This is a genomic window from Kitasatospora sp. NPDC001540 (assembly GCF_042894345.1).
Taxonomy (GTDB): Bacteria; Actinomycetota; Actinomycetes; order Streptomycetales; family Streptomycetaceae; genus Kitasatospora; species Kitasatospora phosalacinea_C.
Map to the genome: position 1 here is coordinate 71,552 of NZ_JBIAVO010000025.1, position 21,606 is coordinate 93,157.

Below are 21,606 nucleotides of genomic sequence, written 5' to 3' on the forward strand. Positions count from 1 at the left end.
GGTCGGGGGGTCGGCCGCCACCGCTCCTTCGCGCTCCCGGCGCCTACTGGCCGACCTTCAGGTCCTTCAGCAGCTTGGCGACGTGACCGGTGGCCCGGACGTTGTAGAGCGCCCGCTCCACCGTGCCCCGCTCGTCCACCACGACCGTCGAGCGGATCACGCCCTGGTAGGTGCGGCCGTAGTTCACCTTCTCGCCGTACGCGCCGTACGCCTCCAGCACCCGGTGCTCCGGGTCGGACAGCAGGGTCACCCTCAGGTTCTCGGTCTCGCGGAACTTCCCGAGCTTCTCCGGCTTGTCCGGCGAGATGCCGATCACGTCGTAGCCCGCGCCCGCGAACACCTCCAGGTTGTCGGTGAAGTCGCACGCCTGCTTGGTGCAGCCGGGGGTCAGCGCCGCCGGGTAGAAGTAGACGATCACCTTGCGGCCGAGGTGGTCGGCCAGCGACACCTGCCGGCCGTCGGCGTCGGACAGGGTGAAGGCGGGGGCGGTGTCGCCGGGCTGCAGGCGCTCGCTCACGATCGGGGCTCTCCTCGGGAGGGGACGGGTGGTCGTGCTGCGGGCCAACCTACCCCCGTTGGTGGGTGGCGCTGCGCGCGTGCGGCGGTGAGCTGACAGACTGTCGGTGGAGAAGAAGTACCTAGCGGTAACAGAGATGGGGTGGCCCCAGTGGCAGCGAGCAAGGACACGTCGGCACCGCGCACGACGGCCCAGATCGAGGCGGACATCGCCGGGACCAGGGACCGGCTCGCCGCGACCCTCGACGAGCTCGCCATGCGCGTCCACCCGGCCACCGTCGCCGCCCAGGCCAAGGCCAAGGTCCGCGCCTCGGTCGAGCAGAAGGCCGGGCAGGCGTACGTCGCCGCGAGCGGGGCCGTCGAGCAGGTCAGGGCGAAGTTCGTGGACGAGGAGGGCCGGCTGCGGACCGAGCGGGTCGTGCCGGCCGCGCTGGTCGGCGTCGGCGTGGTGCTGCTGATCGCCTCGGCGCGGCGGCGGCGCAAGGGCTGACGGCGCACGGCGGCGGGGCCGCGGGCACCTGCCCGGGGCCCCGCCGCCGCGTGCCGGTCCGGTACGGTCGGGGCGTGAGCGAGAACGACACCCAGAACACGGCCGCAGCCGGTGAGGACGCCCCGCACGGGCGGCACGACCGGCTCGGGGAGAAGCTGCCGATCCGGATGCTGCACGACCGGGTGCTGGTGCGGACCGAGACCGGCGAGGGCGAGCGGCGCTCCACCGGCGGCATCCTGATCCCGGCCACCGCCGAGCTGTCGCGGCGCTGCGCGTGGGCCGAGGCGGTGGCCGTCGGCCAGAGCGTCCGCTCGGTCGAGCCGGGCGACCGGGTGCTGTACGACCCGGAGGACAAGCTGGAGGTCGAGGTCCGCGGCGCCACCTACGTGCTGCTGCGCGAACGCGACCTGCACGCGGTGGCGGCGGGCCGGTTCGGCGACCTGGAGGGCTCGACGGGGCTGTACCTGTAGCACCCGGAGGAGGAGCGGAGGGCGCCCGCGGCGGGGCTGGTTCACGCCGCGGGCGCCCTCCGCCGTGCCGCGGGCGCCCTCTGTCGTGCCGCGGGCGCTCTCCGCCGTGCCGCGGGCGTCGTCGAAAACCGGATGCGGGCGGCCGGGGGGCGGGCATAGCTTGGTGGGTCGCGTCCGCGTGCGGGTGATTGTCGACAAGGGGACAAGTATGTTCGACGGGGTCTACTTATCGGTCGCCCGCAGGGCCTTCCGGCGGTACTCGACCTACCGGGCCGCGACGGTGGCCGGGTCGGTCACCAACACCGTGTTCGGGGTGATCCTGGCCTCCACCATGCTCGCCCTGTGGCGGGCCAGACCGGGCCTCGGCGGCTACGACGCCGCGCAGGCGGTCACGTACATCTGGATCAGCCAGGGGCTGCTGGTGACCGTCGCGGTGTGGGGCGGCGGCTTCCAGGACGACCTGCAGGCGCGCTTCCGCAGCGGGGACATCGCCGTCGACCTGTACCGGCCGGTGGACTTCCAGGGCTGGTGGCTGGCCACCGACCTGGGCCGGGCCGGGTACCAGCTGCTGACCAGGGGCGCGCTGCCGATGCTGGCGGGCGCGGCGCTGTTCGACCTGGTGCTGCCGGACGACCCGCTGGTGTGGGCCGAGTTCCTGCTCTCGGTGGCGCTGGCGGTGCTGGTCAGCTTCGGGCTGCGCTTCCTGGCCACGCTCACCGGCTTCTGGCTGCACGAGTCCGAGGGGGTGCGGGCCGTGATGACCGTGGTGTCGATGTTCTTCTCCGGAATGCTCCTCCCGCTGGCCCTCTTCCCCGGCGCGCTGGGCGAACTGGCCCGGGCGCTGCCCTTCTCGGCGATGGTGCAGCTGCCCACCGACGTGCTGCTGCGGCGCCGCACCGGCACCGCCCTGCTCGGCCTGTACGGGTTCCAACTGGCCTGGGGCGCCGCCCTGCTGGCGCTCGGCCGGGTCGGACAGGCGCTCGCGGTGCGCCGGGTGGTGATCCAGGGTGGCTGAACCGGCCGGACCCGGCCGCGGAGCGGCGGCGCGCGCGGGCTGGGCGGTGCGCTCCTGGTGGCTGATCACCGGGATGTGGATCCGCTCCACGATGGCCTACCGGGCCTCGTTCGCGCTCTCGTTGGCCGCCAACACGCTCATCACCTTCCTCGACTTCGCGGTGCTGCTGCTGATGTTCGCCCACACCCGGCAGCTGGCCGGGTGGACGCTCGCCGAGACCGGCTTCCTGTACGCCACCTCCTCGATCGCGCTGGGCGCCGCCAACGTCCTGGTCGGATCGGTCGGCGGGCTGGGGGAGCGGGTGCGCTCCGGCAGCCTGGACACCATGCTGATCCGGCCCGCCCCCGCCCTGGCCCAGCTCGCCGCCGAACGCTTCTCGCTGCGCCGCCTCGGCCGGCTGCTCCAGGCCTTCGCGGTGCTCGGCTGGTCGCTCACCGCCCTGGACGTGCACTGGACCTGGGACCGGGTGCTGATGGTGCCCGCCCTGCTGCTGTGCGGCACCGTCATCTTCTGCGCGCTGTTCGTCGGCTGCTCCTGCGTGCAGTTCTGGTGGGGCGAGGCCGCCGAACTGCAGAACGCCGTCACCTACGGCGGCGCGACCGTCCTGCAGTACCCGCCGACCGTGTTCGCCAAGGAGCTCGTCGCCGGGACGGTCTTCGGCGTGCCGCTGGCGTTCGTCAACTGGCTGCCCGCGCTGCACGTACTGGGCCGCACCGATCCGCTCGGGCTGCCCGCCGCCTTCCGGTTCGCCTCGCCGCTGGCCGCCGCGCTGTGCGTGCTGGCCGCCGGACTCGCCTGGCGGGCCGGGCTGCGCGCCTACCGCTCCACCGGAAGCTGAGGGAAGGGGAACCATGGCCGTGATCGAGGTCGAGGACGTCCGGCGGAGCTTCACCGTCCGGACCAGGGAAGGGCGTTGGCGCCGTGCGAAGCGCGAGGTGCGGGCCGTCGACGGGCTGAGCTTCACCGTCGCGGAGGGCGAGTGCGTCGGCTACATCGGGCCCAACGGCGCCGGGAAGTCCACCACCGTCAAGATGCTCACCGGCATCCTGGTGCCCAGCGGCGGACGGCTGCGGGTGGCCGGGGTCGACCCGGCCGCCCGGCGGGCCGAACTCGCCCGCCGGATCGGCGTGGTGTTCGGCCAGCGCACCACCCTGTGGTGGGACCTGCCGCTGCGCGACAGCTACGAACTGGCCCGGCGGATCTACCGGATCCCCGACGCCAGGTACCGGGCCAACCTCGACCGCTGCGTCGAACTCCTCGACCTGGCCGCGCTGTTGGACACCCCCGTGCGCCAGCTCTCGCTCGGCCAGCGGATGCGCGGCGACCTGGCCGCCGCCCTGCTGCACGACCCCAGCGTGCTGTACCTGGACGAGCCCACCATCGGGCTCGACACCGTCAGCAAGGCCAAGGTCCGCGCGTTCCTCCGCGAGACCAACCGGGAGCGCCGCACCACCGTGCTGCTCACCACCCACGACCTCACCGACATCGAGCAGCTGTGCGGCCGGGTCATGGTGATCGACCACGGCCGCCTCGTCCTGGACGGCCCGCTGGAGCGGCTGCACGAGATCGGCGGCAGCGAACGCACCCTGGTCGTCGACCTCGCCGAGGCGCGCCCGCCGATCGACCTGCCCGGCGTCCGGGTCGCCCGCACCGAGGGCCCCCGCCAGTGGCTGGCCTTCCCGGCCCGGCAGAGCGCCGCGCCGATCGTCGCCGCCGTCGCCGAGCGCTACCCCCTGGTCGACCTGTCGGTGCGGGAGCCCGCCATCGAGGACGTGATCGCCCGGATCTACGCGGGCGGCCCCGCCGCCGCCGTGCCCGCGCCCTGAGCCGCCGCCCGTGCCCCGGGCGGCCCGCCCTCACTCGTTCGAGTGGCGGAGGTGACCAGACGGCCGGTACGGGAGTTGACACCTCGTGACCGAGCAAGGACCGGACGTCAGCGTGGTGATCGCCGTCCACGACACCATGCCCTACCTGACCGCCTGCCTGGACTCGCTGGTGGGCCAGAGCATCGGACCGCGGCGGATGGAGGTCGTCGCCGTCGACGACGGCTCCACCGACGGCAGCACCGAGGAGCTCGCCCGCTACGCCGCCGCCCACCCCGGCCTGTTCTGCACCGAGCGGCAGCCCGCGTCCGGCGGCCCCGCCCGGCCCACCAACCGCGGCACCGAACTCGCCCGCGGCCGCTACCTGCTGTACCTCGGGGCCGACGACTGGCTCGGCCCCGAGGCGCTGGAGCGGATGGTCGAGGCCGCCGACCGCTGGGAGTCCGACGTGCTGATCCCCAAGCAGGTCGGCGAGCACGGCCGGATCGTCCCGCAGGGCATCTTCGACCGGACCGCCGAACGCGTCGGCTTCACCGACTCCGCGCTCGCCTGGGCGCTCGGCGACACCAAGCTGTTCCGCCGCGACCTGGTCGTCCGGCACGGGCTGCGCCGCCGCGAGGACCTGGTCATCCACTCCGACCAGCCCTTCACCCTCGGCGCGCTGCTGCACGCCCGCAAGGTCTCCGTCCTCGCCGACTACGACTACTACCACCTGGTGCTGCGCCGGGACCGCTCCAACGTCACCCACCGGGCCGGGCCGATGGACCGGCTGCGCGGCTTCACCGCCGCCCACGAGGTGCTCGACCGGTCCACCCTGCCCGGCCCCGCCCGGGACGCCGTCCGCGCCCGCTACTTCAGCTGGGACGTCCCGCAGCTGCTCCAGGCGCCCTTCCTGGACGAGCCGCCCGCCATGCAGCGGCGGATCGTCCAGGAGATCGGCCGGTTCACCGAACGGCACTGCTCGCCCGCCGTGTTCCGCACCCTGCCCGTCCCCGCCCGGCTGCGCCTGGCCCTCGCCCGGCGCGGCGAGCTGCACGCCCTGTGCGACCTGATCGCCTGGGAGCGGGACCACGGCGAAGCCGCCCCCGTCCGCCGCGGCTCCAAGCTCTACGCCCACTACCCGATGTTCCGCGACCGGCGCCACGGCCTGCCCGACGCCCTGTTCGAGCTCGGCCCGGCCCCCGGCCCGGACGGTTGGCGTCGCCTCGTCCCCGCCCCGCTGCGCCGCGCCCGGTGGGCCGCCAAGCGCGCGCTGCGCCGGGCCCGGCGGGACGGCCTGGCCGCGGCGCTGCGGGGGGCGGCCCGGTGAGCACCCTCGAACAGCAGGACGCCCTGGACGTCTGCGTGGTGGGCCTCGGCAAGATCGGCCTGCCGCTGGCCGTCCAGTACGCCGCCAAGGGCCACCGGGTCACCGGCGCCGACGTCGCCCCCGCCGTGGTCGCCGCCGTCACCGCCGGACGGCCGCCCTTCCCGCGCGAGGCCCACCTCGCCGAACGCCTCGCCGGGGCCGTCGCCGCCGGACGGCTGCGCGCCACCACCGACACCACCGCCGCGACCGCCGGGGCCGACGCCGTGGTGATCGTCGTCCCGCTCGTCACCGACCCCGACGGCAGCCCCGACTTCGCGCTGCTGGACGCCGCCACCGACGCCGTCGCCGCCGGACTGCGCCCCGGCACCCTGGTCAGCTACGAGACCACCCTGCCGGTCGGCACCGTCCGCGGCCGCTTCGCCCGGCGGCTGGAGGCGGGCTCCGGCCTGGCCGCCGGGCGGGACTTCGCGCTGGTGTTCAGCCCCGAACGCGTCCGCACCGGGCGGGTCTTCGCCGACCTGCGGCGCTACCCCAAGCTGGTCGGCGGCGTCGACGAGGACTCCACCCGGCGCGGCGTCGACTTCTACCGGGCCGTCCTCGACTTCGACCCGCGCCCCGACCTGCCGCGCGGCAACGGCGTCTGGGCGCTGTCCAGCGCCGAGGCCGCCGAGTTCGCCAAGCTCGCCGAGACCACCTACCGGGACGTCAACATCGCGCTGGTCAACCAGTTCGCCCGGTACGCGGACCGGGTCGGCGTCGACCTCGCCGAGGTCATCGACGCCTGCAACTCGCAGCCCTACAGCCACCTGCACCGCCCCGGCATCGCGGTCGGCGGCCACTGCATCCCGGTCTACCCCCGGCTGTACCTGTGGAACGACCCCGGCGCCACCGTGGTGCGCACCGCCCGCGAGGCCAACGAGCAGGTCCCGGCGTACGCGGTCGGCCTGCTGGAGGGCGCGCTCGGCCCGCTGGAGGGCGTCGCCGTGACCGTGCTCGGCGCGTCCTACCGGGGCGGGGTCAAGGAGAGCGCGTACTCCGGCGTCTTCCCGCTGGTCGCGGCGCTGCGGGCGGCCGGGGCCGAGGTCGGCGTCAGCGACCCGCTGTACGAGCCGGAGGAACTGGCCGCGCTCGGCCTGCCGCCGGACGAGGGCAAGCCCGCCGCCGCGCTGGTCGTCCAGGCCGACCACCCCGAGTACCGGGACCTCGGCGCGGTCGACTTCCCCGGCGTCCGGGTGCTGCTCGACGGCCGCCGGGTCACCGACCCGGCCCGCTGGGCGGGCGTGCGGCGGATCGTGCTGGGCGGGGGCGGCTGAGGGGTCGCGGCAGTCGCGGGGCGAGGCACGGGGGGCGCGGATTTCGCGGGGTGGCGGCCGTTTCGCGCGGTCCGTGTGCCAGGCTGGCGGGGTGAGCGCGGACGAGACGGCCCCCGGAGTCAGGTTCACCGCTGCCGACGAGGAGAAGCGGCGCGGCGTACGGCGGATGAAGACCATCGCGACCGGCCTGCTCGGCCTGGCCACGCTGGTGTTCGCGCTCGCCACCTGGGCCGAGGCGTCCGGCGCGGGCGCCTGGGCCGGGTACGTCGCGGCCGCCGCCGAGGCCGGCATGGTCGGCGCGCTCGCCGACTGGTTCGCCGTCACCGCGCTGTTCCGCCGCCCGTTCGGGCTGCCGATCCCGCACACCGCGATCATCCCGACCAAGAAGGACGCCTTCGGCCGCTCGCTCGGCGACTTTGTCGGCGACAACTTCCTCTCCGCGCCGGTCGTCCGGGCCCGGCTCGGCAAGATCGGCGCGGCCCGGCGACTCGGCGAGTGGCTGTCCGCGCCCGGCAGCGCCGAACGCGTCACCCGGGAGGCCGCCGCCGCGCTGCGCGGACTGCTCGCGGTGCTCCGCGACGACGACGTGCAGGCCGTGGTGGCCGAGGCGGTCACCCGGCGGGCCGCCGCCACCTCGGTCGCCGAACCCGCCGGACGGCTGCTGGGCAAGGTCGTCGCCGACGGCGGGCACAAGGGCCTGGTCGACCTGGTCGCGGTGCGCGCCCACGACTGGCTGGTCGAGCACCACGGCGAGGTGGTCGCCCGGGTCACCGCCAAGACCCCCGGCTGGACGCCCAAGTTCCTCGACCAGCAGGTCGGCGAGCGCGTCTACAAGGAGCTGCTGCGCTTCGTCGGCGACGTCCGCGACGACCCGGTCCACCCCGCCCGCGGCGCCCTCGACAACTTCCTCGCCGACTTCGCCCAGGAGCTCCAGCACGACCCCGCGACCATCGCCCGGGTCGAACGCGCCAAGGCCGACCTGCTGGCCCGCCCCGAGGTGCAGGAGCTGATCGCCTCCTCCTGGGCGGCCGTCCGCACCCTCGTCCTGAACGCCGCCGAGGACGAGGACAGCGAGCTACGCCGCCGCCTCACCGGGGCGCTGCGCACGCTCGGTCGCCGACTCGCCACCGACGGCAAACTTCAGGCAAAAACTGACGGCTGGCTGCTGGACGCCGCCGAGTACGTGGTCTCCACCTACCGGGAGGAGATCACCTCGCTGATCTCCGAGACCGTGGCCGGGTGGGACGCCGCCGACGCCTCCCGCAAGATCGAGGCCAACGTGGGCCGTGACCTGCAGTTCATCCGGATCAACGGCACCGTGGTCGGCGCCCTGGCCGGACTGCTCATCCACACCGTCAGCACCGCCCTCGGCGGCTGACGGCGCACCGGCCCGGCCCGCCGCCCGGGCGGGCGGTGCGTGTCCGACCGCTCGGTGCCGTGGGCTAGGGTGAGCGACCGATCGGCGCGGCCAGGGGGGTCGAGCGCCTGTTCTGCATGGGGGAGTTGACGGACATGACGGTGCGTACGCGAAAGCTCGGGCTGCGGGTCGCGGCCCTGGCGGCCACCGCGCTGGTGCTGACCGCCTGCAACGACGACGGGTCCTCCGACCAGGCGGCCGCCGGCGCCTCGTCGCCCGCGGCGGCCGCGCCGAGCGCGAGCGCGAGCGCGACCGGCAAGGCCAAGGCCAGGCCGACGAGCAGCGGCAAGCCGAGCAGCGCCCCGGCCGCCGGGGACAAGGCGGCGCAGGCCAGGACGGACAAGCTGGCGCTGACCGTGGACGAGTGGGACAACTACAGCGTCAGCGACGGCGACGACGACACCAGCCGGAACAACTACGCGATGAGCCAGTCCTGCGTGTTCGCGCCGGACGGGAACCAGGTCAAGGGCCTGCTCGCCACGACCTCGCGCCCCGTACGGCAGGACCACGAGAGCGACGCGACCTACGCGAACACGGAAGCCGACCAGTTCACCGCCGCCGACGAGGCGCACCGGGAGATCCAGGAGATCCGGGACAACGACAAGCGCTGCCCGAACTACCAGGACACCGACGGGAGCGGCGGGCCCGGCACCCAGTACAGCGGCGTGCACGCGGGCACGGCGCCCGCGGTGCCCGGGGCCGACGAGGTGTACGCCGAGGAGGGCAAGGCCGTCTACACCACCGATCAGGGCCGGACCAAGCCGCGGGACTTCATCTACCTCATGGCGCGCAAGGGCACCGTCGTGGTGAAGGTGTACATGGACATCGACCCGAACTTCAACGCCGCCTCCGGCAAGGACGACGCGCGCGCGGCGATGGCGAAGCTGGCCGCCAAGTGGTGACGGCCCGGCGGCGGCCCGCAGGCTAGCATGCGAGGTCTGTCCGGGTCCGGGTGAGAGTAGACGGGAGCGTGCCGTGGCCGAGGGTGTCCAGGGGATCGAGGCGTTCATCGCCGGAATGCCGAAGGCGGAACTGCACGTGCACCACGTGGGTTCGGCCTCGCCGCGGGTGGTGGCCGAGCTGGCGGCGCGGCACGCCGGGCGCAGCAAGGTCCCGGTGGACCCGCAGGCGCTCGCCGAGTACTTCACCTTCACCGACTTCGCGCACTTCATCGAGGTGTACCTGAGCGTCGTCGACCTGATCCGGGACGCCGAGGACGTCCGCGCGCTGACGTACGGCGTCGCGCAGGACATGGCCCGGCAGAACATCCGCTACGCCGAGCTGACCGTCACCCCGTACTCGTCGGTCAGCCGCGGCATCCCCGACGTCGCCTTCATGGAGGCGATCGAGGACGCCCGGCTGTCCGCCGAGAAGGACCTCGGCATCGTGCTGCGCTGGTGCTTCGACATCCCCGGCGAGGCCGGGCTCGCCTCCGCCGAGGAGACCGCCCGGCTCGCCCTCGACCTGGCGCCCGACGGGCTGGTCTCCTTCGGGCTCGGCGGCCCCGAGATCGGCGTGCCGCGGCCGCAGTTCAAGCCGTACTTCGACCGGGCCCGGGCGGCCGGGCTGCACAGCGTGCCGCACGCGGGCGAGTCGACCGGCCCCGAGACGGTGTGGGACGCGATCCGGGTGCTGGGCGCGGAGCGGATCGGGCACGGCACCCAGTCGGTCAAGGACCCGGCCCTGGTCGACCACCTCGGCGAGCACCGGATCCCGTTGGAGGTCTGCCCGACCTCCAACCTGGCGACCCGGGTGGTCGAGCGGATCGAGGACCACCCGATCCGGCAGATGGTCGACGCCGGGCTGGTCGTCACCGTCAACAGCGACGACCCGCCGATGTTCGGCACCGACCTGAACACCGAGTACGCCGTCGCCGCGAAGCTGCTCGGCCTGGACGAGGCCGGGATCGCGGCGCTCGCCCGCAACGCCGTCGAGGCGTCCTTCCTGGACGCGGCGGGCAAGCGCCGGCTGACCGGCGAGATCGACGCCTACCTGGCGGCCTGGCCCACCGCCTGAGGGGCGGGCACGTCAACGGCGGGGCAGGGGAGGGGAGTTCCCGTCCGGGCGCCGGGGCGGGACGGCGGTGGCCCGCCCCGGCGGCGGGTCAGGGGAGGCGGACCACGGAGGCCGTCGCCGCGGAGGCGCGGGCGGCCTCCAGGACGGCGAGGGTGGCGACCGCGTCGCGCGGGTCGACGGGGGGCGGGGTGCGGTCGGCGAGCGAGGCGGCGATGCCCGCGTAGTAGGCCGGGTAGTCGCCGGGGTCGGTGGTGACGGGCTCGGCGTCGCCGTCGCTGCCGAGCAGCCCGTACGCGGCGGGGTCGTCGTCGCCCCAGCGGCCGTCCGCCCCGCCGGGGCGGCGCCCGGCCCGGAGGGCGGCCTCCTGCGGGTCCGTGCCGAACTTGACGTAGCCCGCGCTGTCGCCGAGGACCCGCAGGCGCGGCCCGGCGAGCGGGGCGAGGGCGCTGGTCCACAGCTGGGAGCGGACGCCGCCGGTGTGGGTGAGGGCGAGGAAGGCGTCGTCGTCGACCACCGCGCCGTCGCGGCGCACGTCGATCTCCGCGTACACCGTCTCGACCGGGCCGAACAGGGTCAGCGCCTGGTCGACCAGGTGGCTGCCCAGGTCGTACAGGGTGCCGCCGACCTCGGCCGGGTCGGCGAGCTCGCGCCAGCCCGGCTTGGGCTTGGGGCGGAAGCGCTCGAACCGGGACTCGAAGCGGTGCACCCGGCCGAGCCGGCCCTCCTCGACCAGGCGGCGGGCGGTCAGGAAGTCGCCGTCCCAGCGGCGGTTCTGGAACACCGACAGCAGCAGACCCGACTTCTCGGCGAACTCGCACAGGTCGCGGGCCTCGGCGCTGGTCGCGGCGAGCGGCTTGTCGACCACGGTGGCCAGGCCCGCCAGCAGGGCGGTGCGGGCCAGCGGGACGTGGGTGCGGTTGGGGGAGGCGATCACCACCAGGTCGAACCGGTCGGCGTCCTCGAACAGCTGCTCGGGGGTGTCGAGGGCGCGGACGCCCGGGTGGTCGCGGTGCAACTGGGCGCGGCGGTCGGGGTTGGCGGTGACCACCGCGTCCAACTGCAGGCCGGGAGTGGTGGCGATCAGCGGGGCGTGGAAGGCGGAACCTGCCAGGCCGTAGCCGATCAGGCCGACGCGGAACGGGGCGGGGGGCGTGCTGCTCATGCCCTCAACTCAACCACCCCGGCCCCCCGGACGGTGGGATCAGCGGCCGTTGCGGGGGCGGCGCCGACACAGCGCCGCGAACGCCGCGCCGGTCAGCAGCAGCACCGACCCCAGGGACAGCAGGGCCCCGTCGGCCGTCCGGTCGCCGCCGGTCCGGGCGAGCTGCCGGTGGGTGGGGGAGGGGCTGGGCGAGAGCGAGGGCGACGCGGAGACGGAGGCGGAGAGGGCGGGAGCGGGACCCGGGCCCGGGTCGGCGGCCCGGGCGGCCGGGGTGCCGAGCAGGGCGGCGGCGGCCAGCAGCGCGGCGGCGGCCCAGGCGGCCCACCGGGCGGCGGTGGTGCGGCGGACGGAGGCCATCGGGGGCTCCCTTGCGTCGTGCGGAGAGGGTGTGACCGGGACGCTAGCCAGCCCGAGGGGCCGATCTGACGGTACGTCAGGGTAGTTACGGGCGGCTTAAGGCCGCGTTGAGGCGCCCCGGACCGCGGGCGACGGCCCGGGGCCGGACGGTCACTCGCCGTTCGCGAACAGGACGGTCGCCGCGCGGTGGGTGTCGGTGTACTCGCGGACGGCGGCGATCCGGCCGTCGCGGACGGTGAAGACGCCCAGGTTGCGGTTCTCGTAGAGCGCGCCGCGCACGGTGGTGCAGCGCGAGGTCCACTCGGCGACCACCCGGTCGCCCTGCACGACCGGCTCGTCGACCAGGGCGACCTCGATGGCGGTGCCCGGGGCGACCAGGCCGCCGATCGAGCCGAGGAAGCCCTTGACGACGGCCTCCCGGCCGCGCCACTCGCCGCTCAGCGGCAGGTCGCCCGGGTAGGTCCAGACGACGTCCTCGGTGAAGGCCTGGTGGATGGCGTCCGCGTCGCCGCGGGCCACGGCGGCCACGTAGTCGGCGACGACGGTGCGGGGGTCGGTGCTCATGGCGGATCTCCTTCTGGGAAAGGTCAGTCGAGGGTCAGGACGGTGTTGCCGCGGACGCGCCGACCGCGCAGGGCGGCGACCGCGTCGGCGGTGCGCCGCCAGTCGTCGACCAGGCCGAGCTCGGGGTGCAGCCGGCCCTCGGCGGTCAGCCGGACCAGGGTCTGCAGGTCCGGGCCGTCCGGGTGGTCGACGTCCGCGTAGCTGAAGTGCTCGACGGTGGCCGAGACCGGGCCGTGCAGCAGGGCGAAGAAGTCCAGCCGGACCGGCTCGCGGGAGGCCTGGCCGAACCAGATCAGCCGACCGCGCGGCGCCAACCGGCCCAGCGCCAGCGGGAGTTCGGCGCCACCGGTGGACTCCAGCACCAGGTCGTACGGGCCGGGCGCGTCCGCCACCGCGTGCACCACCTCGGCGCCCAGCTCCCGCAGCCGCTCGCCGCGTTCGGCGTTCGCGGTGACGGCCGTCAGCCGTGCCCCGGCGGCGACGGCCAGCTCGGTCAGGTAGTGGCCGACGCCGCCGGAGGCACCGGTCAGCAGCAGCCGCCGCCCGGTCACCGCGCCCGCCCGGCGCAGCAGCCGCAGCGCGGTCAGGCCCGCCAGCGGCAGCGCGGCGGCGGTGGGCGCGTCCAGCCGCTCGGGCAGCACCGCCAGCGCGTCCGTGCGCACCGCCGCGTACTCGGCCCAGCCCGCGCCCGGCGGGTGCGCCACCACCCGCTGCCCGACCGCCGGACCGGTGCCGTCCGCGGCGGCCTGCACGACCAGCCCGGCGACGTCCTTGCCGGGCCGCCAGCCGGGTGGCGGATCCTCCAGCAGGAAGGTCTCGCCGCGGTTCACCGAGAACGCGTCGACCTTCACCAGCGCCTCGTCGGGGCGCGGTTCGGGCTGCGGGACCTCGGCGAACTCGACCGTGCCGCGGGCCGGGACCAGGGCCTTCATCGGTGACTCCTCTGCTCGTACCGGTCGTTCGGTGACGCACCCAGTCAACGGCCCGGGCCGGGAGGGGGTCCAACAACCGGAACGGCCGCACGACAACCGGCGGTTGTCGGCGATGATGGCCCGATGGACGACCCCGACCTGCGGCAGTTGCGTGCCTTCGTCACCGTGGCCGAGCAGCGCCACTTCGGGCGCGCCGCCGAGCGGTTGGCGATCACCCAGCAGGCCGCCTCGAAGCGGATCGCCGCCCTGGAGCGGGAGTTGGGCGTCCGGCTGCTGGAACGCGGCCCCGCATCCGTGCAACTGACCGAAGCGGGACGACAGTTGCTGGCCCCGGCGCGGGCCGCCCTGGCCGCCGGGCAGGCCGCCGTCGCCGCCGTCCGGCAGCAGGCCGCACCCGCCCGGCTGGACGTCTGGGGCCACCTGTACGAGCCGCTGCGCACCGTGCGCGAAGCGCTCGCCGCGTCACCCGGGCTGAGCGTCGAGGTCGGCCCGGCCCGGGACTTCGCCGCCGTCGCCGCCACCCTCGCCCGGGGCGAGGGCGCCGCCGGTTTCGGCCGCCACCAGCCGGGCGTCGAACGGGAGTTGACGCACCGCCTGGTCCGACTGGAGCCGCTCGACGCGGTGCTCCCCGCCGACCACCCGCTGGCCCGCGCCGAGCGGCTGCGCCCCGCCGACCTGGCCGCGCTGCGGCTGGTGCTGCCCGCCGACCCCGCCCGGCTGGACTACCTGGCCCGGTTCGGCGAGCGCTTCGGCGTCCCGCTGCTGCCCGGCGAGGCCAACCTCGGCCTGGCCCACCTGCTCGACCGGGTCCGCGCCGTCCCCGACGGCTGCACCCTGCTGCCCGCCGAACTCCCGCTCGCCGTCCCGCCCGGGCTGGCCGTCCGCCCGCTCGTCGACCCCGTCCCGCTGTACGCCTGGTCGCTGGTCTGGCACCGCGAACGCCCGCACCCCGCTGTCCCCGCCCTGCTGCGGGCCTTCGCCGACCGCGGCCGCGACCGCCGCTGGCTGGAGTACCGCCCCGACCGCGACTGGCTGCCCGGCACGGACGCCCGCGACCTGGCATGACGCAGGCCCCCGGCGCGGTGCGCGCCGGGGGCCTGCGGGGAGCGGGGTCAGACCAGTTCGACCAGGTCGGCGATCGAGTTGACCACCTGGGTCGGCCGGTACGGGAAGCGGTCGACCTCGGACGCCTGGGTCAGACCGGTCAGCACCAGGAAGGTCGACATGCCCGCCTCCATGCCGGAGACGATGTCGGTGTCCATCCGGTCGCCGATCATCGCGCTGTTCTCCGAGTGCGCGCCGATCGCGTTCAGGCCCGCGCGCATCATCAGCGGGTTCGGCTTGCCGACGAAGTACGGCTCCACGCCGGTCGCCTTGGTGATCAGCGCGGCCACCGCACCGGTCGCGGGCAGCGCGCCCTCGGCGGACGGGCCGGTCTCGTCCGGGTTGGTGGCGATGAACCGGGCGCCGTCGTTGATCAGGCGGACGGCCTTGGTCATCGCCTCGAAGGAGTACGTGCGGGTCTCGCCCAGCACGACGAAGTCCGGGGCGGAGTCGGTCAGCACGTAGCCGATGTCGTGCATCGCGGTGGTCAGACCGGCCTCGCCGATCACGTACGCGGTGCCGCCCGGGCGCTGGTCGTCCAGGAACTTCGCGGTCGCCAGCGCGGACGTCCAGATGTGCTCGGCGGGCACGTCCAGGCCCATCCGGGAGAGGCGGGCGTGCAGGTCGCGCTGGGTGTAGATCGAGTTGTTGGTGAGCACCAGGAAGGGCTTCCCGGAGTCACGCAGCCGCTTGATGAAGGCATCGGCCCCTGGGATCGGCACGCCCTCGTGGATGAGGACTCCGTCCATGTCGGTCAGCCAGGTCTCGATGGGCTTGCGGTCTGCCACGTGGGTGTCTCCTTGGTCTTGCACAGGTCGAACGATCTGCGTGATCGCTCCGACCGGACACCGCTGGCCGGTCGGGCGCCACAGGCTGCCCCAACGCCGATCAGCCTAGTCGTCCGGGCCGGTCGGCCACAGGGGCGTCCGCGCCCGTGGACAGCCGCCGACGTCCCGCGGACGCCGACGGCGGGCGGCCCGGGACACCCCGCGCCGCCCGCCGTCCGCACCGGCCCGCCGTCAGCCCGCGTACGGGTTCCCGCCCGAGGGCGGCTGCTGCCCGTAGGCGGGCGGCGCGGGCTGCTGCTGCCCGTACGCCGGGGGCGCGGGCGGGGCGCCGTAGGGCTGCGGTGCGGGCGGCTGCTGGCCGTACCCGGGCGCGACGGGCGGTGCGGCGGGCGGCTGCTGGCCGTACGGCTGCTGCGGCGGGGCGCCGTAGGGCGCGACGGGCGGCAGCGGGCCGGGGCCGGAGCCCGCGGAGCGGTTGCGCCGGACGACCAGCACCACCACGAGCACCAGCACCAGGACGCCCGCCACGGCGCCGCCGACGATCAGCGGGAGCTTGCCCGACCCGGACGACCCCTTCCCCTCGGCCACCGGCGCCGCAGAGGGCGCCGCGGACGCCGCCGGGGGCGCCCCGGCGCCGCCGCTCGCGGCCCCGCTCGGCCGGGCCCCCGCACCGTTCGACGGCGCGGGCGAGGCGGCCCCGCCGCCGCTGCCGGCCGCGGCGGGCAGCGGGCTGACGTCCGCCGGGCCCGGGTCGCCGGGGGTGGTCAGGGCGATCCGGGGGCGGATGACGCCGTAGCCGAGGAAGTCGCTGCGCTGGCCCTGGCCGCTCGCGGTGTTGATCAGCACCCGCAGCACCTGGTTCGCGGTCCAGTCGGGGTGCGCGGACCAGATCAGCGCGGCGGAGGCGGAGACGAAGGCGGCGGAGTCGGAGGTGCCGTCACCCTTGCAGTAGCCGGACGCGCCGGTGCACGCGCCGTAGATCTCCACGGCCGGGGCGGCCAGCGCCACCTGCGGACCGGTCTGGGACTTCGCCCACGCCTTCCCGTCGCGGTCGGCGCCGGCCACGCCGACAACGCCGGGCAGGGCGGCCGGATAGTCGACGGGCTTCCCGGCGTCGCCCTCGTTGCCGGTGGCGGCGACCACGAGCGCGCCGCGGGAGTTGGCGTGGTCGACGGCGGCCTGGAGCTTGCTGCGGTTGGCGGCGCTGAGTCCGCCGATGCCGCCGGAGATGTTGATGACCTTGGCGCCGTGGTCGGCCGCGTAGCCGATCCCCTGGGACAGCTGGTCCACGTACCGGTCGTCGTTCTGGACGGTGCCGCCGGCCGTGTCGTTGAGCTTGACGGGGAGGATCTTCGCGCCGGGGGCCAGACCGTACGCGCCCTGGCCGTTCAGGCCCTTCCCGGTACCGGCGATGTCGCTGGCCATGTGGGTGCCGTGACCCACCGGGTCGGAGAGCACCCCGCCGGACAGGCCGCTGAGGTCGGTGCCCGGGACGAGCTGGCCGGCCAGGTCGGGGGCGTCGCCCTGCACGCCGGTGTCGATCACGGCCACGACGACGCCCTTGCCGGTGCTGGTCCGCCACATCTCGTCGGCGTGCATGGCGTCCAGGTGCCACTCCTGGGCGCGGATCGAGTCCGCCGCCGACGCGGGACCGGCCGACCACCCCCACAGGACGGCGCCGACCGCCGCCGCTGCGGCGAACCGCCGCCCCCGTCCTGCCCTGTCCGTTCGCCGCATCACACTCTCCCTCGTGCTCCGTCGTGTGCACCGGGAGCGCCCCGCCGCACGGTTCGGCCCGGTCGCGGGAGCCGCAGCCCCCGCGACCGGGCCGTCGAAACCGGTCGCTACTCGATCACGTTCGGGTTGACCGGGCCCATCCCGGACGTCCAGGTGTTCTCGTCCTCGGTCAGGTAGTCCGGGCGGTTGCCCTGGGCCTTGCCCTTGCGGTTGGCGCTGCCGCCGCCCTGGCCGCCGCCGAACGCGCCCCCGGCCCGGCCGTCCGCGCCCCGCTCGGCCCGGCCGCGCAGACCGGTGCCGCCCGGGGTGAACTCGCCGCGCCCGCCCGCGCCGCGGCTGCCGCCGACGGTGCCGCCCGCGCGGCTGACCATCCCGCTGCCGCGCGAGCCGCCCGCACCGCCGCGTGCACCGCCCGCGCCGCCGCCGCCGCCGTGCATGCCGCCGCCCGCGCCGCCCGCGCCCGCGCGGCCGCTCTGGCCCGCGGCGCCCGCAGCGCCCGCGGAGGCGGAGGAGGTGCCGCCGCCGGGACGGGCGCCCGTTCCGGAGGTGCCGGCCGAGCCGCCGCTGCCGGTGCGGCCACCGCCGCCGGCCCCGCCGCCGAGGGTGCTCCCGCCGACGCCGCCCAGGCCGCCGGGGATCCCGCCGCCGCCCACGTAGCCGCCACCGCCGTAGCCGCCGCCACCCGAGCCGCCCAGGCCGCCACCGCCACCGGTGTACCCGCCGCCACCGCCACCGCCGCCGAGGGGCGGGGTGACGACCGGCGGGTCGGTGTGGGCGATCTGCAGCGGCGGGGGCGTGGGCACCGGGCCGGTGGTCGGCGGCGAGGTCCAGGGCGGGGTCGGGTGCGGACCCGGGGTCGGCGTCGGGGTCGGCACCGGACCGGTGGTCGGCGGCGACCAGGACGGCGGCCGGTACGTCGAACCGCCGCCACCACCTCCGCCGCCGGTGCCGCCGCCCCCGCCGGTGTACCCGCCACCGCCACCACCGCCGGTGTACCCGCCACCGCCACCGGTGCCGCCACCGCCGCCGATCGGCACGTCCTGCAGTTCGTCGCTCTGCCATCCTCCCGGCGGAGCCGGGAACACCGGCACCTGAGCCGAGTTGAGCTGCGTGGTGGCGTGCTCGTACGACTGGCTGAGGCGCTCCATCTGCGCGATGGCCTCCTGGTGCGCCTCGAAGATGCGGTCGGACGCGGCGCGGGCCTGGTCCTCGCTGACCCAGTCGGAGTCGAACATCCCGGCGACCTTGCTGCCGACGAAGCCGCCCACGACGGTGCCGACGCCCGGCATCAGGACGCTGCCGACCACGGCGCCGCCGACGGTCGCGGCGGTGTTGTCCTGGGCCCGGTAGCGGCGCACCGTCTCGATGTCCTCGTGCGGGACCGGCGGCAGGCCGTACTTGACGGTGCTGAGGGTGTCGGCCGCGGAGGTCATGTAGGTGCCCGCGGTGCGCGAGTACGAGGCCAGGTCCATGGTGGAGCGGGAGACCTGGCCGCCCCAGGCCTTGAAGCTGTCGGCCGCGGTGCCCTCCCAGTCGAGGCCGCTGATGTGGGCGTGCAGCTCCTCGCTGATCTGGTCCAACTGCGCGGCGGCGTCGGACAGTTGCTGCCCGACGGAGGACACCGCGAACGGGTTCGCGTCCTGCACCATGGCCAGCAGTTCCTCGTGGCTGGCGTGGCCGATCTCGCCCGGCTGGAGGCGGACCAGCCTCTTCTCTTCGAGTTCCATCGCGTTTCTTCCCCCTGAGGTGTGGACGGTCCGACCAGCGGTCAGTACGAGCCCTGCTGGGTGCCGGTGAGCGGGGCCTGCGGGGCCTGGGCGCCTCCGGCGCCGTACCCGCCGGAGGCCCCGTACCCGCCGGCCGGCGGGCGGTTCGCCTGGGCGCCCGCCTGGTTGAGGATCGAGTGGAACTGCTGCTGCTGTTCGGCGTCGGCGTTGTCGTAGCCGCGGGCGGCCATGTCGATGCTGGCGCTCATCGCCTCGATCTGGAGGGACAGCGTCCGGGAGAGCTGCTCCAGGTTGGCGTGCACGGTGCTGTAGGCGCTCATCAGGTCGCCGGCCTGGCCGAAGTTCTGGCCGAGCTGGCCGGGCGTCAACTGCTGCTGGGAGATCGTGCCCTGGGCGGCGGGCGAGCTGTTGAGCGTGCTGAGGATGCCGTCCACCCGGGACTTGAAGGTCTGCAGGCTCTCGATCTCGACCTTGACCGCGCCCGCGCCGACCTGACTGGCCAGCGCCTGGGTGGCCGCGAACACGGCGGCGCCGACGGCGGTGCCCACGATGCCGGCGGCGGCGGTCGTGCCGCCGCCACCGCCGTCGGTGGATGCCTCGAGCATGGTGGTTCCCCTTCCCCCGTGGGCGCGGACTGCGCGCCCCTCCCTGCTTCCACGGTCGGCGCCCGCTCCCCAGGGGCCCGGCGGGTCCGTTCCCGCGGTGGGTGCACGGAGCGCCAGGGCAAAGATAGCGGTCCGGGGGGACGGCCGGGCAGGGACCCTGCGCGCACGTCCGGGCGGCGCGGGGCGGGCGGGGCCGGTAGCCTGGGCCGGTCGCGCGCCCGGCCGGTGCCGCAGTGGCGCCGGGGCGGCCCGGGCGGGGCGTCAAGGGGCGTGCCGTTCGGGGGAGTTGGCGATGGAGGAGAAGCGCGTCACCTGGGCCGAGCTCTACTTCGACCTGGTGTTCGTGTTCGCGGTGACGCAGGTGTCGGCGCTGCTGCACCACCACCACGACTGGGCGGGCTGCGGGCGCGCCCTGGTCGCGTTCGTTCCGGTGTACTGGTGCTGGGTCGGCACCACCGTGCAGGCCAACATCCGGGACGTGGACAACCCGCGCGACCGGATCGGCATCTTCGCGGTCGGCCTCTGCGGCCTGTTCACCGCGCTGGCGCTGCCCGGCGCGTACGGCTCCCGCGGGGTGCTGTTCGGCGCCGCGTACTGGGCGGCCCGGCTGGTGCTGGTGGCCCTGCTGGCCGGACGGATCCGGCGGATCTGGTTCGGCCCGTACGGGGTGGCCGCGTTCGTCTCCGGACCGCTGCTGCTGGTCGGCGGGCTGCTCGACGGGCCGGGGCGCGAACTGCTGTGGGCCGTCGCCGCGGTCACCGACCTGGCGGCTCCGCTGGTGTTCCGGCGCCACCTGGCCAAGGTCGAGTACCACCCGGGCCACCTGCCCGAGCGCTTCGGCCTGTTCCTGCTGGTGGCGCTCGGCGAGTCGATCGTCGGGATCGGCGCCCCGGTGGCGGCCGCGCCGCTGCACCCGGGCCAACTCGCCTCGGTGGCAACGGCGTTCGTGATCTCCTGCGCGCTGTGGTGGCAGTACTTCGGGTACGCCTCCGACGCGATGCGGCACGCGATGGAGACCGCCGCCTCGCGCCGCGACCTGATGCGGCAGGTCTTCTCGTACGGGCACCTGGCGCTGATCGCCGGGGTGATCACCGTCGCGGTGGGCTTCGCCGAGACGGTGGCCCGGCCCGGGCAGTCGCTCGGCGGCGGCACCCTCGGGCTGCTGTACGGCGGCAGCGCGCTGTACCTGGTGACCTTCGCCTACACCCGCCGGATGATGTTCGGCCTGCTCTCGCCGACCCGGCTGGCCGCCGCGGCCGTCGTCCTGGTCCTGCTGGCCCTGCTGCTGCTGACCCCGCTGCACCGGCTGCCCGCGCTGGCGGTGCTGGCCCTGCTGGCGGCCGTCCTGGTCGGCCTGAACGGCTGGGAGGCCCTGCGGGTGCGCGCGGCGCGACGGGCCGAGCGGACTGTCGGCGCGACTGTGTAGCGTTCACCGCAGCGGGCCCGGGGACGGGTCCGCGCAACGGTAGGTACGAACGAGAGCGGTCGCCGTGCGGCGCGGCCGGTGGGAGGTACAACGTGACGGAGCTGGCCGAGGCGTCCACGAGCGGCGCGCCGGAACTGCCCGCGTCCTGGCAGGCGGTGCTCGCCGAGGAGACCGGCAAGCCCTACTACGCGCAGCTGAACGCGTTCCTGGCCGCCGAGCGCGCCGAGCACGAGGTGTTCCCGCCCGCCGGGCAGGAGTTCGCGGCGCTGGAGGCGACGCCGTACCAGGACGTCAAGGTGCTGATCCTCGGTCAGGACCCGTACCACGACAACGGCCAGGCGCACGGCATGAGCTTCTCCGTGCTGCCCGGCGTGAGGACCCCGCCGTCGCTGCGCAACATCTACAAGGAGCTCAGCACCGACCTCGGCCTGTTCAAGGACCCGGAGACCGGCGCCTTCCTGCCGCCCGACAACGGGTACCTGATGCCGTGGGCCGAGCAGGGCGTGCTGCTGCTCAACGCGGTGCTCACGGTGCGGGCGCACGAGGCCAACTCGCACAAGAACAAGGGCTGGGAGAAGTTCACCGACGCGGTGATCAAGGCGGTCAGCGCCCGCGAGGAGCCCTGCGTGTTCGTGCTCTGGGGCGGCTACGCGAAGAAGAAGCTCCCGCTGATCGACACCTCGCGGCACGTGGTGGTGCAGGGCGCGCACCCCTCGCCGCTGTCCGCGAAGCTCTTCCTCGGCAGCGAGCCGTTCTCGCAGATCAACGCGGCGCTGGAGGGCTTCGGCCAGAAGCCGATCGACTGGCGGATCCCGAACCTCAAGGGCTGACCGCA

Annotated in this window: 22 protein-coding genes; 13 read left to right on the plus strand and 9 right to left on the minus strand. The window is 75.2% G+C overall.

Translation table 11 applies throughout. The features are described from left to right. Positions 1-43 precede the first annotated feature (43 nt). Entirely contained in the window at positions 44-517 is a 474-nt protein-coding gene (bcp, locus tag ACFY00_RS26240; protein WP_388034007.1) for a thioredoxin-dependent thiol peroxidase, read from the minus strand. Between the two features lie 150 nt (positions 518-667). Here bcp and ACFY00_RS26245 point away from each other — a divergent pair, with 150 nt between their 5' ends. The 10 genes from ACFY00_RS26245 to ACFY00_RS26290 all read left to right on the plus strand — a co-directional run bounded on the left by ACFY00_RS26245 (position 668) and on the right by ACFY00_RS26290 (position 10,369). After that, complete coding sequence (locus ACFY00_RS26245; protein WP_388034008.1) at positions 668-1,006, plus strand: DUF3618 domain-containing protein; 339 nt, start codon at positions 668-670, stop codon at positions 1,004-1,006. Positions 1,007-1,173: 167 nt separating this feature from the next. Continuing rightward, on the plus strand, positions 1,174-1,476 hold the full coding sequence (locus tag ACFY00_RS26250) for a co-chaperone GroES (RefSeq protein WP_051732111.1): 303 nt from the start codon (positions 1,174-1,176) through the stop codon (positions 1,474-1,476). Positions 1,477-1,684: 208 nt separating this feature from the next. Next, positions 1,685-2,491: an ABC transporter permease gene (locus ACFY00_RS26255; protein WP_388034009.1), complete on the plus strand. Its 807-nt coding sequence runs from the start codon at positions 1,685-1,687 to the stop codon at positions 2,489-2,491. Continuing rightward, on the plus strand, positions 2,484-3,329 hold the full coding sequence (locus tag ACFY00_RS26260) for an ABC transporter permease (protein WP_388034010.1): 846 nt from the start codon (positions 2,484-2,486) through the stop codon (positions 3,327-3,329). Before ACFY00_RS26255 ends, ACFY00_RS26260 begins: the two co-directional genes overlap by 8 nt. Before the next feature lie 13 nt (positions 3,330-3,342). Continuing rightward, a complete protein-coding gene (locus ACFY00_RS26265) occupies positions 3,343-4,317 on the plus strand; it encodes an ATP-binding cassette domain-containing protein (RefSeq protein WP_388034011.1) in 975 nt (324 codons plus the stop codon). A gap of 85 nt (positions 4,318-4,402) precedes the next feature. Then, on the plus strand, positions 4,403-5,623 hold the full coding sequence (locus ACFY00_RS26270; RefSeq protein ID WP_388034012.1) for a glycosyltransferase family 2 protein: 1,221 nt from the start codon (positions 4,403-4,405) through the stop codon (positions 5,621-5,623). A gap of 23 nt (positions 5,624-5,646) precedes the next feature. Next, on the plus strand, positions 5,647-6,936 hold the full coding sequence (locus tag ACFY00_RS26275) for a nucleotide sugar dehydrogenase (RefSeq protein ID WP_388034052.1): 1,290 nt from the start codon (positions 5,647-5,649) through the stop codon (positions 6,934-6,936). A gap of 91 nt (positions 6,937-7,027) precedes the next feature. Continuing rightward, a complete protein-coding gene (locus tag ACFY00_RS26280; protein ID WP_388034013.1) occupies positions 7,028-8,314 on the plus strand; it encodes a DUF445 domain-containing protein in 1,287 nt (428 codons plus the stop codon). A 134-nt stretch (positions 8,315-8,448) separates the two neighbouring features. After that, the gene (locus tag ACFY00_RS26285) at positions 8,449-9,255 is read left to right on the plus strand and encodes a hypothetical protein (protein ID WP_388034014.1); all 807 of its coding nucleotides are present in this window, start codon (positions 8,449-8,451) and stop codon (positions 9,253-9,255) included. A gap of 73 nt (positions 9,256-9,328) precedes the next feature. Next, the gene (locus ACFY00_RS26290) at positions 9,329-10,369 is read left to right on the plus strand and encodes an adenosine deaminase (protein WP_388034015.1); all 1,041 of its coding nucleotides are present in this window, start codon (positions 9,329-9,331) and stop codon (positions 10,367-10,369) included. An 88-nt stretch (positions 10,370-10,457) separates the two neighbouring features. Here ACFY00_RS26290 and ACFY00_RS26295 read toward each other — a convergent pair whose 3' ends face one another. The 4 genes from ACFY00_RS26295 to ACFY00_RS26310 all read right to left on the minus strand — a co-directional run bounded on the left by ACFY00_RS26295 (position 10,458) and on the right by ACFY00_RS26310 (position 13,384). Next, complete coding sequence (locus ACFY00_RS26295) at positions 10,458-11,531, minus strand: Gfo/Idh/MocA family oxidoreductase (protein WP_388034016.1); 1,074 nt, start codon at positions 11,529-11,531, stop codon at positions 10,458-10,460. 39 nt (positions 11,532-11,570) lie between these two features. Further along, complete coding sequence (locus tag ACFY00_RS26300; RefSeq protein ID WP_388034017.1) at positions 11,571-11,888, minus strand: hypothetical protein; 318 nt, start codon at positions 11,886-11,888, stop codon at positions 11,571-11,573. 150 nt (positions 11,889-12,038) lie between these two features. Beyond that, positions 12,039-12,452 carry a nuclear transport factor 2 family protein gene (locus ACFY00_RS26305; protein WP_388034018.1) on the minus strand — a complete coding sequence of 138 codons (414 nt, stop codon included), beginning with the start codon at positions 12,450-12,452 and terminating at the stop codon, positions 12,039-12,041. Between the two features lie 23 nt (positions 12,453-12,475). Then, positions 12,476-13,384 (minus strand): zinc-binding dehydrogenase, encoded by a 909-nt coding sequence (locus ACFY00_RS26310; RefSeq protein WP_388034019.1) that lies wholly within the window; start codon positions 13,382-13,384, stop codon positions 12,476-12,478. Positions 13,385-13,507: 123 nt separating this feature from the next. Here ACFY00_RS26310 and ACFY00_RS26315 point away from each other — a divergent pair, with 123 nt between their 5' ends. After that, a complete protein-coding gene (locus tag ACFY00_RS26315; protein ID WP_388034020.1) occupies positions 13,508-14,449 on the plus strand; it encodes a LysR family transcriptional regulator in 942 nt (313 codons plus the stop codon). A gap of 47 nt (positions 14,450-14,496) precedes the next feature. On the opposite strand, the gene ACFY00_RS26320 is transcribed toward ACFY00_RS26315, so the two are convergent. The 4 genes from ACFY00_RS26320 to ACFY00_RS26335 form a co-directional block, all read right to left on the minus strand. Then, positions 14,497-15,276: an HAD-IIA family hydrolase gene (locus tag ACFY00_RS26320; protein WP_388034021.1), complete on the minus strand. Its 780-nt coding sequence runs from the start codon at positions 15,274-15,276 to the stop codon at positions 14,497-14,499. Between the two features lie 231 nt (positions 15,277-15,507). Further along, on the minus strand, positions 15,508-17,013 hold the full coding sequence (gene mycP, locus ACFY00_RS26325) for a type VII secretion-associated serine protease mycosin (protein WP_388034022.1): 1,506 nt from the start codon (positions 17,011-17,013) through the stop codon (positions 15,508-15,510). Positions 17,014-17,120: 107 nt separating this feature from the next. After that, the gene (locus ACFY00_RS26330) at positions 17,121-18,740 is read right to left on the minus strand and encodes a WXG100 family type VII secretion target (protein ID WP_388034023.1); all 1,620 of its coding nucleotides are present in this window, start codon (positions 18,738-18,740) and stop codon (positions 17,121-17,123) included. 41 nt (positions 18,741-18,781) lie between these two features. After that, positions 18,782-19,345, minus strand: coding sequence for a hypothetical protein (locus ACFY00_RS26335; protein WP_388034024.1), 564 nt, complete (start codon positions 19,343-19,345; stop codon positions 18,782-18,784). A 292-nt stretch (positions 19,346-19,637) separates the two neighbouring features. On the opposite strand from ACFY00_RS26335, the gene ACFY00_RS26340 reads away from it, so the two are divergent. Together ACFY00_RS26340 and ACFY00_RS26345 are read left to right on the plus strand one after the other, a co-directional pair. Continuing rightward, a complete protein-coding gene (locus tag ACFY00_RS26340) occupies positions 19,638-20,771 on the plus strand; it encodes a low temperature requirement protein A (RefSeq protein WP_388034025.1) in 1,134 nt (377 codons plus the stop codon). 92 nt (positions 20,772-20,863) lie between these two features. Further along, positions 20,864-21,601, plus strand: a complete 738-nt coding sequence (locus tag ACFY00_RS26345) for a uracil-DNA glycosylase (protein WP_388034026.1) — start codon at positions 20,864-20,866, stop codon at positions 21,599-21,601. The last annotated feature ends 5 nt before the right edge of the window (positions 21,602-21,606 follow it).